The organism is Pseudomonas sp. NPDC087358 (assembly GCF_044900785.1).
Lineage (GTDB): Bacteria > Pseudomonadota > Gammaproteobacteria > Pseudomonadales > Pseudomonadaceae > Aquipseudomonas.
Genome location: NZ_JBJDOA010000001.1, coordinates 659952 through 678009, shown reverse-complemented (window position 1 = coordinate 678009; position 18058 = coordinate 659952). Strand labels below are relative to the sequence as shown.

18 protein-coding genes are annotated in these 18058 nt (G+C 59.4%); 14 read left to right on the top strand and 4 right to left on the bottom strand.

The genetic code is table 11. The annotated features are described in order from the left end of the window. Positions 1-6 precede the first annotated feature (6 nt). The 5 genes from ACI2KS_RS03035 (at position 7) to ACI2KS_RS03015 (ending at position 5597) form a co-directional block, all read left to right on the top strand. Positions 7-759, top strand: coding sequence for a molecular chaperone (locus tag ACI2KS_RS03035; RefSeq protein ID WP_404617033.1), 753 nt, complete (start codon positions 7-9; stop codon positions 757-759). Between the two features lie 295 nt (positions 760-1054). Further along, entirely contained in the window at positions 1055-3499 is a 2445-nt protein-coding gene (locus tag ACI2KS_RS03030; protein ID WP_404617262.1) for a fimbria/pilus outer membrane usher protein, read from the top strand. Next, complete coding sequence (locus ACI2KS_RS03025) at positions 3496-4257, top strand: molecular chaperone (RefSeq protein WP_404617031.1); 762 nt, start codon at positions 3496-3498, stop codon at positions 4255-4257. Before ACI2KS_RS03030 ends, ACI2KS_RS03025 begins: the two co-directional genes overlap by 4 nt. 2 nt (positions 4258-4259) lie before the next feature. Then, the gene (locus ACI2KS_RS03020; protein WP_404617030.1) at positions 4260-5252 is read left to right on the top strand and encodes a fimbrial protein; all 993 of its coding nucleotides are present in this window, start codon (positions 4260-4262) and stop codon (positions 5250-5252) included. 108 nt (positions 5253-5360) lie between these two features. After that, positions 5361-5597, top strand: coding sequence for a hypothetical protein (locus ACI2KS_RS03015; protein ID WP_404617028.1), 237 nt, complete (start codon positions 5361-5363; stop codon positions 5595-5597). Positions 5598-5610: 13 nt separating this feature from the next. On the opposite strand, the gene ACI2KS_RS03010 is transcribed toward ACI2KS_RS03015, so the two are convergent. The 4 genes from ACI2KS_RS03010 to ACI2KS_RS02995 form a co-directional block, all read right to left on the bottom strand. Then, entirely contained in the window at positions 5611-6573 is a 963-nt protein-coding gene (locus ACI2KS_RS03010) for a GlxA family transcriptional regulator (protein ID WP_404617026.1), read from the bottom strand. Between the two features lie 94 nt (positions 6574-6667). Then, positions 6668-6991 (bottom strand): hypothetical protein, encoded by a 324-nt coding sequence (locus tag ACI2KS_RS03005; protein WP_404617024.1) that lies wholly within the window; start codon positions 6989-6991, stop codon positions 6668-6670. A 54-nt stretch (positions 6992-7045) separates the two neighbouring features. After that, complete coding sequence (locus ACI2KS_RS03000; RefSeq protein WP_404617022.1) at positions 7046-7507, bottom strand: GNAT family N-acetyltransferase; 462 nt, start codon at positions 7505-7507, stop codon at positions 7046-7048. 41 nt (positions 7508-7548) lie between these two features. Further along, the gene (locus tag ACI2KS_RS02995; RefSeq protein ID WP_404617020.1) at positions 7549-8445 is read right to left on the bottom strand and encodes a chemotaxis protein CheV; all 897 of its coding nucleotides are present in this window, start codon (positions 8443-8445) and stop codon (positions 7549-7551) included. A 290-nt stretch (positions 8446-8735) separates the two neighbouring features. Between ACI2KS_RS02995 and hmpA the strand changes: the two genes are divergently transcribed. The 9 genes from hmpA to ACI2KS_RS02950 all read left to right on the top strand — a co-directional run bounded on the left by hmpA (position 8736) and on the right by ACI2KS_RS02950 (position 17932). After that, positions 8736-9917, top strand: a complete 1182-nt coding sequence (gene hmpA / locus ACI2KS_RS02990) for an NO-inducible flavohemoprotein (RefSeq protein WP_404617018.1) — start codon at positions 8736-8738, stop codon at positions 9915-9917. A gap of 393 nt (positions 9918-10310) precedes the next feature. Further along, complete coding sequence (locus ACI2KS_RS02985; protein ID WP_404617016.1) at positions 10311-10820, top strand: disulfide bond formation protein B; 510 nt, start codon at positions 10311-10313, stop codon at positions 10818-10820. Between the two features lie 469 nt (positions 10821-11289). Further along, the gene (gene cyoA / locus ACI2KS_RS02980; RefSeq protein ID WP_404617014.1) at positions 11290-12225 is read left to right on the top strand and encodes a ubiquinol oxidase subunit II; all 936 of its coding nucleotides are present in this window, start codon (positions 11290-11292) and stop codon (positions 12223-12225) included. 3 nt (positions 12226-12228) lie between these two features. Further along, positions 12229-14247: a cytochrome o ubiquinol oxidase subunit I gene (cyoB, locus tag ACI2KS_RS02975; protein WP_404617012.1), complete on the top strand. Its 2019-nt coding sequence runs from the start codon at positions 12229-12231 to the stop codon at positions 14245-14247. Positions 14248-14250: 3 nt separating this feature from the next. After that, positions 14251-14883: a cytochrome o ubiquinol oxidase subunit III gene (locus ACI2KS_RS02970; protein WP_404617010.1), complete on the top strand. Its 633-nt coding sequence runs from the start codon at positions 14251-14253 to the stop codon at positions 14881-14883. After that, entirely contained in the window at positions 14884-15216 is a 333-nt protein-coding gene (gene cyoD / locus ACI2KS_RS02965) for a cytochrome o ubiquinol oxidase subunit IV (protein ID WP_404617008.1), read from the top strand. Between the two features lie 10 nt (positions 15217-15226). After that, positions 15227-16117, top strand: a complete 891-nt coding sequence (gene cyoE / locus ACI2KS_RS02960; RefSeq protein WP_404617006.1) for a heme o synthase — start codon at positions 15227-15229, stop codon at positions 16115-16117. Between the two features lie 288 nt (positions 16118-16405). After that, entirely contained in the window at positions 16406-17263 is an 858-nt protein-coding gene (locus ACI2KS_RS02955; protein ID WP_404617005.1) for a glycosyltransferase family 2 protein, read from the top strand. Between the two features lie 45 nt (positions 17264-17308). Further along, positions 17309-17932, top strand: a complete 624-nt coding sequence (locus ACI2KS_RS02950; RefSeq protein WP_404617003.1) for a CatB-related O-acetyltransferase — start codon at positions 17309-17311, stop codon at positions 17930-17932. Positions 17933-18058: the final 126 nt, after the last annotated feature.

Below are 18058 nucleotides of genomic sequence, written 5' to 3'. Positions count from 1 at the left end.
TCCCCCATGTTCTCTACCCTTATTCGTTTCATCGCGCGCCTGGCGTGGCCGGGGCTGTTGATGACGCTCGCGGTCCAGGCGCATGCCGGCATCGTGCTCAACACCACGCGCCTCATTTATCCGGGGCAGGACAAGGAAGTCAGTCTGCTGGTGCATAACACCGGGACGGGCGACATCCTTGCCCAGTCATGGCTGGAGGGTGATATCCAGAAACCGTCGACGGCTAGCCTGCCGTTCGCCATCACTCCGGCGCTGGCGCGAATGGCGGGTAACGCCAAACAGCTGATCAGGGTGATCTATGCGGGCGAAGGGATGGCCGACGATCGTGAGTCGGTGCTGTGGCTCAACGTCCAGGAGATCCCCCAGTCCCCTGGTGAAAACGAACTGCAAATCGCGATTCGCCAGCGCATCAAGGTGTTCTATCGCCCGCAGGGCCTGGCCGGCGATCCATTGAAAGCAGCCCAGGCCCTGCAATGGCGGGTGCTTGACGGGCAGCTCGAAGTCAACAATCCGGGGTCCTATCACGTCTCGATGATCAAGCTTGCCGCCAGTCAGCGCGGGCGCGAGCTGTTTCAGGAGGACAGCCGGATGCTCGCTCCCTTGCAGCGGGTACGACTGCCTTTGAGTCAAACCAGGGACGGCGCTGTGGAATTGAAATTCATCAGCATCAACGACTTCGGCGCGCAGGAGCTCTATCACGCCAGTGTGTCCGGTGAGCAAGTAAGCCAGGCCAGCCGGATCGAGCCACCTCCCCGATAGCCTGCTACCCGTAGCCAGGACTTTTCATTGACCTGTTTTTTTCAGCCGGACGGATTCCCGGCTGCAGCGTCGCGCGCTCCACCGACAGGAATCGGCAGCGCATCGAGACTCAGCGTACGAGTGAAATCAGCTAATGGAACGGCGAGACAAGAACAACAGGGAACCTGTGCCAGAGCCTGCGCCTCCTTGCGCCCACCGACGCAGCGCCGGGCGGCACGACACGCACAAGCGTCATCGACTGGCCACCTGCATCGCAGCCACTACCGCATGGATGGTCGGTTCCAGCGCCATGGCAATGACCGACGGCAGCAGCAGTAGCGTCGGCAGCAGCGGCTATGCAACGGCGTTGGCCGGGGTGAAATTCAATACGGCATTCATTCAGGGATCGGACCAGCCAGCGGACCTCGAGACCTTTCTGCAAGGTAACAGTGTGGTGCCCGGCACCTATCGCGTGGATGTGTATGTCAACCGGGCGCTGAGCGCAAGACGTGACATCAGTTTTGCCGCCAATGCGCTCAGTGGCACGATCGAAGCCTGCCTGAGCCTGGACATGCTGCAACAGTTCGGGATGGACACCAAGGCACTGGATCAGACCGACGCCGCGTCAAAGCCCTGTTTCGATTTGTCGGCGAATGTGGAATTTGCCAGCGTCGAATATCAACCGGCCAATCTGCGGCTGAACATCAGCATCCCGCAGGCAATGATGTCGCGCAGCGCTCGTGGTTACGTGGCACCGGAGCTTTGGGACCAAGGGCAGGCGGTCGGTTTCATCAATTACAGTTTCAGTGGCGCGCGGCGTACGCGCAGCAATCAGAGCCAGGACCAGTATTACCTGGGCCTGCGCAACGGTCTGAATCTTGGCGCGTGGCGTCTTCGCAACGAGTCCTCGCTGGTCTACGGCGACGGGCAGCCTTACCGGTTTCGCAGCAACCGGACGTTCGTTCAGCGCGACATCAGCGCATTGAAGAGTCAGCTGACTCTGGGCGAAACCTTCACCGATTCGCAGGTCTTCGACAGTGTGCGGTTTCTCGGTGTAACGCTTGCGTCCGACGACGGCATGCTGCCGGACAGCGAGCGGGTCTATGCCCCGGTGATCCGAGGCATCGCCGAAACCAACGCGACGGTGCAAGTGCGCCAGAGTGGATTCGTGCTGTACAGCGGCAATGTCTCGCCCGGCCCTTTTGAAATCGCCGACATCTACCCCAGCGGTTCCAATGGCGATCTGGAAATCACGGTGATCGAGGCCGATGGTCGCGAGCGCGTGTTCACTCAAGCGTATGCATCGCTACCGATCATGGTGCCCAAGGGCGCGCTGCGCTACAGCCTGGCGGCGGGGCAGTACGACAGCAACGTCGACGGCGGTCAGTCGCCCGGTTTTGCCAGCGCCACGCTCATCTATGGCCTGACGGAACGGCTGACCGCAGCCGGTGGCGCGCAGGTCGCTGGGGACTATCAGGCGGGGAATATCGGTACCGGGGTCGACACCGGGCTGGGCGCAGTTTCGCTGGACCTCACGCAGTCGGTGAGCCGGCAGCCACGGCAGACCCATAGCGGGCAAAGCCTGCGACTGCGCTACGCCAACACCCTGGACCTGACCGACACGACCCTGGCGGTCGCCGGGTATCGATACTCCACCGATCAATACCGCACCCTCGATGAACATGTCCAGGAGGGCCAATATCGGGATGGGACGCGCATCGGCCGGGCGCGCGATCGCGTGGAAATCAACCTGACCCAGGCGCTGTCGGAGCAATCGGCGTCGCTGAGCCTTACCGGGTCCGAACAACGTTACTGGAACATGACCGGCAAGACCCGGCAGTTGAACCTGTCATGGAACGCCGCCTGGCACAGCCTCAGTTACAGCCTTGCGCTGGAGCGCAATCAGACCTTCGAGCGCAATGGCCGCAGCCAGACGGACAATCGCATCGCCCTGACCCTGAGCCTGCCGCTTGGCAACAGCCCCGGCGCCTCGCGTGCGTTCTTCAACGGCGTGCGTGACAATTCCGGCGCCTACGCGGTGCAGTCTGGCCTCAACGGCCAGGTGTTCGATGATCGCAATACGTTTTATTCGGTACAGGCCGGACACGATAACCGCTCCGGTTCCGCCGGTTTCGGCAAGCTCAACACCACCACCCCCTACGGCCGTTTCGACGCCGGATATGGTCAGGGCCGCGATTATCGAGCGCTGAGTGTCGGCGCCGCCGGTTCAGTGGTGGGGCACGCAGGAGGCTTGAATTTCGGCCAGCCGTTGGGTGAGACCTTCGCGCTGGTGCAGGTCAAGGATGTCGCTGGGGCAAGGCTGTCCAGCTACAGCAATGTCCAGACCGCGGCGAACGGTTACGCGATTTTGCCTTATGCCCAGCCGTATCGCGCCAACTGGGTCAGCCTGGACACTCGTCAGTTGGGCGCCGATGTCGAGCTGGAAAACGCGGTGGCTCAGGTCGTACCGCGTCGGGGCGCCGTGCCGCTGGCCAGTTTCAACGCCGTCGTCGGTCGCAGGGTGCAGTTTGAACTGGTGCGCCCTGACGGCAGCCGACTGCCCCTCGGCGCCGTGGTTGAAGGACAGGACGGCAAGCTGCTGGCGGCGGTTGATCCGACCGGTCGCGCGCTGGTTCTGAGCGAGCAGGACAGTGGCGAGCTGAGTGTCAAATGGTCCGATCAGCAGTGCCGGGCACGCTTTGATCTGCCGCCCAGAAACCCACAGCTGACCTACGACCGTCTCAAGGTGATTTGCCAATGAATTGGACGGCTGTGGTGTGCGCAATGCTGCTGTTTTTCAGCCTGGACGCGCAGGCGGTGGTTGCTTTGGCGGGCACGCGCCTGGTGTTCGAGGGTCGTTACCAGGAGGCGACCATCGAGCTGAGCAACCCCGGCGATGCTCCGGTGCTGATCCAGGCCTGGCTCAAGGATGCCCGGGCTGAGCCGGTGATCCCTGCGGATTTACCTTTTGTGGTCACGCCCCATCTGGCGCAATTACCAGGCCGCGGCAGACAGACGTTGCGCATTCTTTATGAAGGGGTCGGCATGCCGAGCGACCGAGAGTCGATGTTGCATTTGTACGTGCTGGAGGTGCCGCGTCGCAGCGAGGCCAGGCAGCAGTTGAGCATTGCGGTACGCCAGCGCATCAACGTGTTTTACCGCCCCAAAGGCTTGCCGGGAGATCCAGCCGAGGCTGCGCAACGTGTTGCCTGGCAATGGACGGCGGAGCATCGTTCGGCGTTGTGGGTGCGCAATCCGACGCCGTTTCATGTGTCGCTGCACAACCTCGCCATCAACGGCATCGAGGTCGTCGAAGACCTGATGCTCGGACCGCTCTCGCAGCGTGCTCTGGCCCTGCCGGCAGGTCTGCATCGAGAACCTGCATCTGGGCATTTGAGCTTCAAGGCGCTGACCGATTACGGCGGGCAGCGTGACTTTTGCGGGCCAATCAGCAGCAGCGAGCCTTTCAACGCCCGGCTTCAAACGCCCGGCGCTCATTCATCCGTACGGAAATGCTGACCATGAGCACCTTTTCCTTCCACCGTTGGTGTGCGATTTTCCTTGTCGCATTGATGCTTCCGGCCACCGGCGTGGCCATGACCTGCAAGACGCAGGGCTCAGGTGAGACCGTGGTTCGCGGTGATTTGAGCAGCAGCGTCGCGATTCCCGCGACATTGCCGGACGGCAGCGTGGTGTGGCGCTCGGAGCGGCTGGACATCGGTGTCGTATGTGCCCGGGATCAACCCGGTGACGCCGAAGAGGTGTTTTTGTACCTCAACCCTGAGAATCTGCAGATTGGCCAGGGGATTCGCGCCGGCATGACACTCAATGGCATCGACTACCTGCAGACCAGCGGACGAGTTCCTACGCAACAAGTAGTGCCAGCCTGCAGCAAGTCTGCCGACAACCTGACGGCCTGTGCCACGGTCAGTTTCAATCTGCCGTTTTCCGTGTTCATCCAGAAATACGGACCGACGCCGCCCTCCGGCGTTGCCAGCGATCTGCTCGATTACCGCATGTTTCAGGTCGACAGCGGCAGCGCGATGAACCCGGTGCCGGATAACAACCTCAATTACCTGATCAACAACCTCGCAGGCCTGCGTTTTGTTGCCTGTAACGCCGAGTTGAGGGTCATGCCGGAGACCATCGATTTCGGTGAAGTGCCCATCAAGGACGTGCGCATCGGCAAGGTTGCGGCCTTTCACCGGTTCGCACTGGCCACCAGCCGTATATGTGATTCGCCATTCAGCCTCAACGCGCGGTTCACACCCGTGTCCGGCACATTGTCTGGCGATGTGCTGGTGCCGGTGAACAACGACAGTGTCGGTATTCGTATCGCCAACGTGCTGGACGACAGCCTGGTCCGTTACAACGAACCCTTTCCCGCCACCGACCTGCTGGGTGATAACTACTCCGCCACGGCCGATTTTTATGCCGAGCTGGTGTGGCAGACCAATGCGCCGACGCCGGGTCCGTTTTCGGCAGAGGTGCTGGTGGACCTGTTCTACAAGTAGGCCGTTGCTCGGTTGTCACAGGCAGTAGCCTGGTGATTCAGGTATGCTGCGCGGCTTGCGGGCACCGCCTGCCCACTCACCGACCCTTTCGCGATTACGGAGCTTTTCATGACCACCCCCGAACACCCACCAGCTCCCGACCTCGCCATCGAGTCGGTCGATGCCAACGCCTCAGCCGACGCCAGTAAACCGGTGATTCCAGCGTTCACTTTCCCGTTCAAGCCGGGTGAGCTGGCGCAGGCCAAGAAGGATCAGCCTTACTATCAGAAGTCGGGCAAATCCAGTCACGAGAAGCGTCCAGGCGCTGCGCCGTCGGGCACCCGCCGGTCGATGGGCAAACGCTGATCGGGATGCTGCTTCAACCCTGCTTGCGAAAGCTTTCGCGGTACTGCGTCGGCGTCACTCCCAGACGCTGACTGAAGATCAGCCGCATGCGCGCCGCGCTGCCGAACCCACAGTGATACGCAACCGCCTTGATCACCATTTCGCTGCCCTCCAGCAAATGCCGGGCGGCGTCGATCCTTGCCCGCTGGACGAACTCGGCCGGGGTGATTTTCGCATCCCGGGCGAACACGCGGGCAAAGCTGCGAGGACTCATGGACACCACTTCGGCCAGTCGCTCCACCGAGAATGGCTCGCTGATGTGCTCCATGACGTAGCGTTGGATTTTCGCCACCGGCGAGTCGTCGTCCACCGATGCCGTGAGGTACGGGCTGAACTGCGACTGTCCACCCTGACGCTGTGCAACCACCAACAGACGCTTGGCGACCGCCAGCGCAATCCCCGGGCCATGGTCTTCGGCGACCAGCGCCAAGGCCATGTCGATGCCTGCGGTGACCCCGGCCGAGGTCATCAACTTGCCATCGCGGACATAGATTCGATCCGGCTCGACCAGCGCTTCGGGAAACCGATCAGCCAGTTGTTGCGCGTGGCTCCAGTGCGTGGCGGCCTGCTTGCCGTCGAGTAATCCTGCATGTCCGAGAATGAACGCACCGGTGCAGATCGAGCCATAGCGCCCGGCCAGCGGGGTGGCTTGCAACAGCCACCGGGTGATATGCGGCATCTCCTCGCTCTCGGGCAGCAACGGGCCACCGGGCACCAGCAGGATGTCGAACTGTCTGGGCGCGTCCGCGAGGTCGTACTGCGCCCCCAGTGGCATGCCGTTGGAGGCGAAAATCGGGTAGGGCGCCGCGCCCAGGGTGACAATCCGGTAGCCATCGCCGTCTGCCACGAAACGATTGGCCTCGGCAAACACGTCCAGCGGGCCAGCGACGTCCAGTGACTGGACATTGGGGAACAGCACGATCGCAACGCTTCTCATCGATGCATCTCAGGCGCTCTGCAAAGGGATGAACATATAGCTCATCGCCTGCGTGATGTGCAGTGGAGCGGGAGGCACGATACGGGCGCCTGTCCTATTTCTTCGGCAAGGAGGTGACGTTGTCCCACTCAGTGATCAGCGCTTTCTTGTTTTTGCGGTCGTACAGGCACAGTTCGGTGCCGGCCTTGTTCTTCATGAATGCCTGTTTGTACTGACCTTTGATCAGCAACGCGTTGAAGCCGACGCTGTCATCGAATGCCGCGTCGGTGCCGGCAGGTCTGGCGTTTTTCAGCGAACTGGCGGCCACGCAGCGGTCGACCAGTGTCTTGTCGAATGCCTTCCAGGCGTCAGGGCTGGATGCGCTGGCCTGCCCGGCCATCGCAGTCAGGGCAAGCAACAGCAGGGTATTGCGGTTCATGCGGATCTCCATCGTCGTCGAAATCGGGGGAAAGTGACAGCGACTTAGAGTAGCTCAGCGCGGTTCCAGTTCGTAACGTTGCACATAGTGCATGCCGGCGCGCTCATAGAGATGGCGGGCCGCCAGGTTATTCTCCATCACCTTGAGATCGACGTGACTTTCACCGCGCTCGGCAAACGCCTCGAATACTCGCTCCAGCAGTGCCAGACCGACGCCACGCCGTTGCACGCGAGGATCGACCACCAGGTTGCGAATGAAAGCGCTGGTCCAGCATTGCGCGACCGCTACCGGCCCTTGTGCGTCTTCAACGACGAAGCACAGTCGCCGGTCAAACTCCGGGTCGCTCTGGAAGCCGTCCAGCCATGTCTGCAAATCGTCGACGCGGCCGCCCCCATGCTGCCGGCCCTCTACCAGCAACCGGTGAACCGCTGCGGCATTGGCGGCAGTGAATGCGACGTCGCGCAGCGCCTGCGGCCAGGCAACAGACCGGCCTGGCCGGAGAGGATCGCGACGCATCAGCCAATAATGGCCGGTTGATTGATCCGTGGCAGCGGGCTTCAGATCCCTTGGGCCTGGACCGTACGGGCGGCTTCGATCAAGCATCGGGTCAGCTCGGGCGAGGAGAATTTGGTCAGTACGGCGTTGGCACCTGCGGCCTTGGCCTTTTCGGCGTTCATCGCACTGTCCAGCGAAGTGTGCAACAACACGTACAGTTCCTGGAAGTCGGGCGTCTCACGCAGGGTGCGGGTGAACGCGTAGCCATCCATCTCGGACATCTCGATGTCGGAGACCACCACGTTGATCTGCTGCGCCGTACCTTGCAAGTCGAGCAGCTGATCGATGGCTTCCCGCGCGCTGCGTGCGGTATGGCATTCGATGCCCAGATTGCGCAGGGTGATGACCGACTGCTGCAGCGCCACCTGGCTGTCATCGACCACCAGAATGCGCGCCTTGGTCAATACCTCGACCTCTTCAGGACTGAGCTCAGTGGCTACGGAAGCGATTCGCGCAGGGGCAATGCCATGGATCACCTTTTCGATATCCAGTACCTGAACCAGCGTGCCGTCTACCTGGGTCACGCCGGTGATGAACGACTTGGTGCCGGAGCCGAAGGGCGGCGGGCGGATGTCAGTGGTCAGGCAATGCACGATCTTGCTCACCGCCTGGACATGCAGGCCCTGCTTGGAGCGGCTGACATCGGTGACGATCAGGCAGCCGCCGTCCGGGTCCACCAGTGGCCGTTCGCCGATGGCACGGCTCAGGTCGATCACCGACAACGAGTTGCCGCGCAAGGTAGCAACGCCTTTGACGTGAGGGTGAGATTCCGGCAGGCGCGTGAGGGCAGGGCAGGGGATGATTTCACTGACCTTGAGCAGGTTGATCGCCATCAGCTTTCCGCTGCGTAACGTGAACAGCAGAAGCGAGAGTGAGTCTGCGCGGACGTTTTTGGACATATGAACCTTCTGTCATGCGGTCTCTGCTTGCCCCTGAACGAGCAAACAGCTTTCGATGACGGTTTATCGACCCCATGCAGGCAGGCTTTAGCCCATTCGCCAGGTGGTGGCGTTTCATGTCCCGTTTCGCGCATGGTCAAAATGACCTGTCGAAGGTCTTTTTGACCGCAGGCTGGGCTTGGTCAAATTGACACCTAATAATCAAGCTATTGATTTACAACGTAATTAATTCTGGCACGGTTCCTGATATACCCAAGGTAGTCCTTACTCAATCAGTCTCAGGAGTCCACATGATGAATGCTTCCGATCGTGCCATCGTCAAAGCCACCGTGCCTCTGCTGGAAAGTGGCGGCGAGGCGCTCACCACTCATTTCTACAAGAAGCTGCTCGATAGATACCCGCAAGTGCGCCCGCTGTTCAACCAGGCTCACCAGGCCAGTGGCGACCAGCCTCGCGCGCTGGCCAACGGCGTGCTGATGTATGCCCGTCACATTGATCAGCTTGAGCAACTGGGCGACCTGGTGGCCAAGATCATCAACAAGCACGTCGCCTTGCAGATCCTGCCAGAACACTACCCGTTGGTGGGCGAGTGCCTGCTCGAAGCGATTCGTGAAGTGCTGGGCGAAGAGATCGCCACCGACGAGGTCATCGCCGCATGGGGCCAGGCCTATCAGCAACTGGCCGACATCTTGATCGGCGCGGAAAAGACCATCTACGACGACAAAGCCCAAGCCCCTGGCGGCTGGCGTGGTGCGCGCCAGTTCAAGGTGGTAGCCAAGGTGGCGGAGAGCGCGGAAATCACCTCCTTCCACTTTGCCCCGGCCGATGGCCAGCCAATTCTTGAGTTCACCGCCGGCCAGTACATAGGCATGCAATTGTTCCTCGATGGTGACGAAATCCGTCGCAACTACTCGCTTTCCGCGCTGGCGGGCAACAACCAGTACCGTATCAGCGTCAAGCGCGAGCCCGGCGGTCGCGCCTCCAACTATCTGCACGATCAACTGCACGTCGGCGACAGCATCAACCTGTTTACCCCGTCGGGCGAATTTACTCTGGCGCACAGCGACAAGCCGCTGGTGCTCATCAGTGGTGGAGTCGGCATCACCCCGACACTGGCGATGCTCGAAGCTGCCCTGGCCACCCAGCGTCCCATCCATTTCATTCACTGTGCGCGCAATGGCTCGGTTCACGCTTTTCGTGACTGGATCGAGAGCCTGGCTGCCAGACATCCCCAGCTCAAGCGCTTCTATTGCTACAGCGAGGACGACGGCCTGAGCCCTGCGGCGCATGCGGTTGGCTTGCTGGATCAGGCACAACTGGAGCAATGGTTGCCCGAGGAGCGCGACCTGGACGCCTACTTCCTGGGGCCCAAGGGGTTCATGGCGGCGATCAAGCGGCAACTGAAGGCGGCAGGTGTGCCGGACAAGCAGGCGCGTTACGAGTTCTTCGGCCCGGCGTCGGCCCTGGAGTGATGTCGCGTTGCAAACCTTGGGCCGATGATTGGCGTTTGTAGGAGCACGGCTTGCCGGCGGTAGCGGTTTGAACACCACCTCCGGCAAGCCAGACGGCTGCCGGGTGGCAGTAGCTACTGCGACAAATAGACGCATCCTTCTATATATATAGAAGGGTCGTCGTGGTCAGGCCTGCGGCATAGCGTCGCACGCCTCCATATATATAGAAGGGCTTTGTAGGAAGGGGTCGATTGTTACGTGTCAGGGTTAATCTTCGGGTAATGCTCGTATGCTCACCTTCTGCGCCAGCGAGCTAGCGCGACGATGGTAGAATTGCCGGCTTTCCGGGCAGCCGGGGCACGCGACAACGCAGATCTGTCGATCTGGATGGACTTCAATTCAAAGGGTATGTGAATGACCGAAGACATGTTTTACCTGCGCCGCGAGAAACAGTTCCTGGTCCTGCTGGGCGTTGTCTGCCTGGGCTTGATCGGCGGAGCCTTGTACATGCAGGTCGTATTGGGCGAGGCGCCTTGCCCCCTGTGCATCCTGCAGCGCTATGCCTTGTTGTTCATCGCCGTGTTTGCCTTCATCGGCGCAGCCATGCCGGGCCGCCTGAGTCTGACCGTCTGCGAAACATTGGCGACGCTCAGCGCTGTCGGCGGGGTCGTCGCGGCCGGGCGTCACGTGTACATCCAGACCCACCCGACCGAGAGCTGCGGTATCGATATCCTGCAGCCGATCGTCGATGGGCTGCCGCTGGCTTCGTTGTTTCCGTTGGGTTTTCAGGTAGGGGGGTTCTGCGAGACGCCATATCCGCCAGTTTTCGGACTGTCGCTCGCGCAGTGGGCACTGATCGCTTTTGTTCTCACGGTAATTCTGGTACCGCTGGGCGTCATCCGGAACCGATCGAAAGCGCGCTGATTACAAAGTGTTGCGTAAAAAATCGCCCCGAATTCCTTAAGAAATTTGGGGCTATCACGGCTTTCGGGGGTGCGACATAAGACCGCATTCTTACCGATTCGGAAATTAACTGTTGCGCAATAACTCATAGTCAATAAAACTTTACGTATCTACAATCGCCCCCACTTAACGCCCCTGTCACTTGATGGTCGGCGGAAATCGAGGTCAGCAAGCGTTTTTACGCCTTTGTAGACGCCGTTTGGATGGCCTCTTGCGTCAAGTTCAGAATGTCTGCGCCAAGGGATTTGGACCGCATTAGCGGTTGCCACCATTCGAATAAGAAACCACAGCTAAACCCGGATTTGTTACGAGGCCATAAGCTTCCTGACAGGCCCCTGTTCAATCCAAAAATTTGCCAGCACCTGGCAGGGTGAAGTGTTGGCGGTCGAAACCCAACTGCGATGCGAAAGCTGCTTTTAGAGGTCGTGAGATGAGTAAAAAAAGGTACCCCAGGTTTTTTGGCTTCTTGGCCCTTTTCAGCATGCTCCTGCTCAGCGGGTGCGATTACACGCTGCTGGATCCCAAGGGCCATGTCGGCGTACAAGAGCGTGATCTGATCATCACCGCTACCCTGCTGATGCTGCTGGTGGTGGTGCCGGTCATTTTCATGACCATCATCTTCGCCTGGAAGTATCGCGCGTCGAACAAGAGCGCAACCTACACCCCCGACTGGGCACATTCGACCAGGATTGAACTGGTGGTCTGGCTGGTTCCTCTGGCGATCATCATCGTACTGGGCTACGTGACCTACAAGTCCACCCACGCGCTGGACCCTTACCGTCCGCTCGAGTCCGATGTGAAGCCTGTGACCATCGAAGTCGTCGCACTTGACTGGAAATGGCTGTTCATCTACCCGGAACAGGGCATCGCCACCGTCAACAAGATCGTCTTCCCGGCGAACACCCCGATCAATTTCCGCATCACCTCTGATTCGGTCATGAACTCGTTCTTCATCCCTGCACTGGGCGGCCAGATCTACGCCATGGCCGGCATGCAGACCAAGTTGCACTTGATCGCCAATGAAAACGGCGAGTTCGACGGCATCTCCGCCAACTACAGCGGCGCAGGTTTCACCGGCATGAAATTCAAGGCGACCGCAACCTCGCAGGCTGATTTCGACGCCTGGGTTGCCGAAGTCAAGAATTCACCTAAACAGCTGGCAACGGCTGAATACACCGCTCTGGCCAAACCTAGCGAACGTAACCCCGTTGAACTCTACTCCACGGTCACTCCGAACCTGTTCCAGACCATCATCGACAAGTATGAAGGTATGAAGCCGGGCAAGATTGTCCACGAGAAGAAAGAAGTGGCCGGTATGGAAGGGATGGACATGGGTAAGCATTCAGCTGCGCAGGCAGAGGAGTAAACGATGTTTGGTAAATTAAGTCTGGACGCGATTCCGTTCCACGAACCGATAGTCATGATCACGATCGCCATGATCGCTATCGGCGGTGCAGCGGTCTTCGGTCTGATCACGTATTTCAAGAAGTGGACCTACCTGTGGACCGAGTGGCTGACGTCAGTCGACCACAAGAAAATCGGCGTGATGTACATCGTCATCGCCATGGTCATGTTGCTGCGTGGTTTCGCCGACGCCATCATGATGCGTTCCCAGCTGGCCCTGTCCACCGAGGGTTCGCCTGGCTATCTGCCGCCTGAACACTATGACCAGATCTTCACCGCCCACGGTGTGATCATGATCATCTTCATGGCGATGCCGTTCTTCACCGGCCTGATGAACATCGTTCTGCCGCTGCAGATCGGTGCTCGCGACGTTGCGTTCCCGTTCCTGAACTCGTTGTCCCTGTACCTGCTGATCTCCGGCGTGGTCCTGGTGAACGTGTCCCTGGGTGTCGGCGAATTCGCACGTACCGGCTGGGTTGCCTACCCGCCGCTGTCGGAGCTTGGCTATAGCCCTGGCGTGGGTGTCGACTACTACATCTGGGCCCTGCAGCTATCGGGTCTGGGTACGACACTGACGGGCGTGAACTTCCTGGTTACCGTGCTGAAGATGCGTACACCTGGCATGAAACTGATGGACATGCCGATCTTCACCTGGACCTGCACCTGGGCCAACGTCCTGATCGTGGCTTCGTTCCCGATCCTGACCGGCACCCTGGCGTTCCTGACCCTCGACCGTTACCTGGACTTCCACATCTTCACGAACGAGTTGGGTGGTAACCCGATGATGTACGTGAACCTGTTCTGGGCGTGGGGTCACCCCGAGGTTTACATTCTGATTCTGCCGGCGTTCGGGGTCTTCTCCGAAGTCATCTCGACGTTCACCGGCAAGCGCCTGTTCGGCCACCACTCGATGATCTACGCTTCCGGCGCGATCTCGGTACTGGGCTTCATGGTCTGGCTGCACCACTTCTTCACCATGGGTTCGGGTGCCAGCGTCAACGCCTTCTTCGGTCTGGCAACGATGCTGATTTCCATCCCGACGGGTGTGAAGCTGTTCAACTGGCTGTTCACGATCTACCAGGGTCGTCTGCGCTTCACCGCGCCAGTGCTCTGGACCCTGGGCTTCATGGTTACCTTCTCCATCGGTGGCATGACCGGCGTTCTGCTGGCTATCCCGGGTGCTGACTTCGTTCTGCACAACAGCCTGTTCGTGATCGCGCACTTCCACAACGTGATCATCGGTGGTGCGGTATTCGGTTACATCGCCGGCTTCGCGTTCTGGTTCCCTAAAGCGTTCGGCTTCAAGCTGAACGAGAAGTGGGGCAAGGCAGCGTTCTGGTTCTGGATCTCGGGTTTCTACGTGGCATTCATGCCGTTGTACGCGCTCGGCTTCATGGGCATGACCCGTCGTCTGAACACCACTGATAACCCGGACTGGACGCCATACCTGCACGTCGCGTTCTGGGGTGCAGTGCTGATCATGGCCGGTATCGCCTGCCAGCTGATCCAGATCTACGTCAGTATCCGTGACCGCGAACAGAACCGCGATCTGACCGGTGACCCATGGAATGGCCATACCCTGGAATGGTCCACTTCGTCGCCACCTCCGTTCTACAACTTCGCAGAACTGCCGAAGGCGAACGAGATCGATCCGTTCTATGCGGCCAAGCGTGATGGCGAGGCGTACACGGTTCCGGCCAAGTACACCGACATCCACATGCCGAACAACACCGCTACCGGTCTGGTGATGGGCGCACTGCTCACCGTCTTCGGTTTCGCAATGATCTGGCACATCTTCTGGCTGGCAGGCGTCTGCCTGGTTGGCACCATCGTCTACTTCGTCATTCACGCTGCACGTGACGATCAGGGCTTCATGGTTCCAGCATCCGAAGTGGCCCGCATCGAAGGCGAGCAACACAAGATCCTGGCCTCGGTGCGTGACGCCCAGGCGAACACTCCTGTCAACAAGCTGGAGCAGGCATAAACAATGTCGAACTTAGTATTTGAAGGTGCCAAGGGTCACGACCACGGTCATGACCACGAGCACGACCATGGTCACCATGACGCCGGCGAGATGAAGATCTACGGCTTCTGGATCTACCTGATGACCGACTGCATCCTGTTTGCGTCGATCTTCGCAATCTATGCAGTGCTGGTGAACAACGTTGCCGGTGGTCCTTCGGGCCACGACATCTTCGAACTGCCATACGTGCTCGGCGAAACCGCCTGCCTGTTGCTCAGCTCGATCACCTACGGCTTCGCCATGCTGGCGATGCACAAAGGTAACAAGTCTGGCGTTCTGGGCTGGTTGTTCGTGACCTTCCTGTTCGGCCTGGGCTTCATCGGCATGGAGGTCAACGAGTTCCACATGCTGATCTCCGAAGGCTACGGTCCTAATCGCAGCGGCTTCCTGTCGGCGTTCTTCACGCTGGTAGGTACCCACGGTGTGCACGTGACCAGCGGTCTGATCTGGATGGCGATCATGATGTACCAGGTCAGCAAGAACGGCCTGACAGCGACCAACCAGACCCGCCTGAGCATGCTCAGCCTGTTCTGGCACTTCCTGGACGTGGTCTGGATCTGCGTGTTCACCGTTGTCTATCTGATGGGGACGATCTAAATGGCAAATTCACATCAATCCCACGACGATTCCAGTCACGGCAGCTTCAAGTCGTACATGGTCGGTTTCGTACTGTCGATCATCCTGACCGCGATTCCGTTCGGTCTGGTGATGTTCCCGACCATTTCGAAAATCGCCACCCTGTGGATCGTGCTGGTCTTCGCGGTCGTCCAGGTTCTGGTTCACCTGGTGTACTTCCTGCACCTGGACCGTTCCGCGGCGCAGCGTAACAACGTGATCGCTTTCGCCTTTGCTGGCCTCGTGATCGTGCTGCTGGTCGGCTTGAGCACCTGGATCATGTTCAGCATTCACACCGCCATGATGGCGAAGTGAGGAAAACCTGATGTCACTGAAGCACTTTATCCAAATCACCAAACCGGGGATCATTTTCGGTAACGTGCTTTCGGTGGCGGGTGGCTTTTTTCTGGCGTCCAAGGGGCATGTCGATTTCGGCCTGTTCCTGGTAGCGATGATCGGTACGTCGCTGGTCGTTGCATCCGGTTGTGTTTTCAACAACTGCATCGACCGCGATATCGACCTGAAGATGGAACGCACCAAGAACCGTGTGCTGGTGCAAGGGCTGGTTTCGCTGAAACTGGCACTGGCCTACGCCACGGTTCTGGGTGTGATCGGTGTTGGCCTGCTGTACTTCAAGGCCAACGCACTGGCGGCACTGTTTGCGGTGATTGGCTTTGTGATTTACGTCGGCTTCTACAGCCTGTACCTGAAACGCAAATCCGTTCATGGCACGCTGGTCGGCAGCCTGTCAGGGGCCATGCCACCGGTCATTGGTTACGTCGCGGTCAGCAATAGCTTCGACCTCGCAGCGCTGACCTTGCTGGTCATGTTCAGCCTGTGGCAGATGCCGCATTCGTATGCCATCGCCATCTTCCGCTTCAACGACTACCTGGCTGCCTCGATTCCGGTGCTGCCGGTCAAGCGTGGTATCCGCGTCGCCAAGCGGCATATCCTGATCTACATCGTGGCTTTCCTGCTGGCGACCTTGATGCTGACCTTCGGCGGTTATGCCGGGCTCAACTATCTGGCCGTTGCCGCCGCCATGGGCATGTACTGGTTGTACATGGCCTGGACAGGTTACAAAGCCAAGGACGACACCGTTTGGGCACGCAAGCTGTTCGTGTTCTCCATCTTCACCATCACGGCTTTGAGCGTGGCGATGTCGCTGGACTTTCAGGTCACCAAAGAGCTGCTGGTTACTTACGCTGCTCCTTGATCACCTGAGCTGAAACAAAAAACCCCGCTGCTCTTCAGAGTCGCGGGGTTTTTTATTGGGCGATGATCCCGGTTTGACGTAAGGTTCTGCCTACGGCCGTGTAGGGAAATGCTCTGTTTTGGCCTTCCGAGCTTGATCAGCCCATGACAAAGGTCCCTACTTTGCCGCATCATGTGTCTGTTTTGTACAAGGATCGTAGCGAAATACCTTCGATCCAGTCGTAGAGAAACAACAAACAGAATTATGACTGCCCAAATCACTCCAGAAATCCGGCCCATGAATGACTCGATGCCCCTCGTATCGATCATCGCGCCCTGCTACAACGCAGAAAAGTATCTGGATGTCGCCATAGCAAGCATCTTCGCCCAGGACTATCAGAACTTCGAAGTCATCATCATCGATGACGGCTCGAGCGATAACAGCGTGGCAATGCTTCGCACCCTGCAGGCCAGATACGATTTTCAACTCTACTCTCAGGCCAATCAGGGGGTCAGCGCTGCGCTGAACCATGGTCTGAAATATGCCCGCGGCGATTACGTCTGTACCCCGGACCTGGACGACATCATGTTGCCTTCCTCGGTGCGGCTGCGAGCCGAATACCTCAATCAGCACCCGGAAGTCGGCTGCGTCGGTGCGCTGATCATCTACATGGACTCCGACGGCAACGACACCAAGACGCAGAAACTCGCCGGCATCCAGAAGCTGAGCTTCGATGAAATCCTGGGCGATGCCATCGTCGTCGGCGCGCCGGTTTCGTTGTATCGGATGGATGCGCTCAAAACCGTGGATTTCTACGATCCCGAGATCAAGGTCCAGGATTTTCAGATGACCCTGAAAATCGCCAGCAGAGGCTATGAGGTGCATGTGCTGCCCGTCAGCGTCACACGCTATCGCCGGCACCCGAACAACCTCTCGCGCCGCTACAAGGTCCTGCTCGACGCCGACATGCGAACCATCGCCCCTTATCGCGCGCACCCGGCCTACAGCCGAGGTTTGACCGCGATCATCAACAAGGCTTTGAAATACGCGGTCGTCAGCGACAAGAAATACGCCTGGACCCTGCTGCGTTCGATCCCGTTGCGCCATTTCAACAAAACCACCCTGCGCCGGGTCAAGCGCCTCCTGCTGCATCGGCAGAGCAGTTGAACTGATCGGCTCCTGTCGCGCCCGCTTTCGTTCACGGACACCTGCATGAAATTCCTCGAACTGCTGAAAACCAGAAAAACCAGAAAGCACCTGCGCAGCCTGGACAAACTCGAACGGGCGGCGGAAAAGATTCGCCTGCGGTATCCGCATTACGTGGTTGGCACTGGCACTTACGGCATTCCGGAGGTGTTCGAATTCGGCGACGACACCATTCTGCGCGTCGGCTCCTACACCTCGATCGCCGCGGGCGTGAAGATCCTGCTGGGCGGGGAGCATCGCACCGACTGGCTCACGACTTACCCTTTTCCGGCCATGATGAAGGGCCTGGATGACATCAAGGATTACGCGCCCAGCAAGGGCGACGTGGTGATCGGCAGTGATTGCTGGATTTGCGCAGACGCGACGATTTTGTCTGGTGTGACGGTGGGGCATGGGGCCATCGTCGCCGCTGGTGCAGTGGTCGCGCGCGATGTGCCACCGTTTGCCGTGGTAGGGGGCAATCCATGCAAGTTCATCCGCTGGCGCTTTGAAGAAGCGGTGCGTGAGCAGCTGCTGCAGGCAGCCTGGTGGGACTGGCCGATGGAGGAGGTGAAGTCCGTGGCACGAAATCTGTGCGGATCGGACCTGGATGCCTTTCTCGCGTACATCCAGTCACGACAGCGCGCATGAACTGAGCATCACGGGGGCCTTTCAGGTCGATGCTGTCTGGGCAGCTGCGCTGCGAATGGCCCCGCCTGGGGCTCCACTGGGTGCTCCACGTCGGTAAGTTTGAGTAGTAGAGGCATTTTGATATCG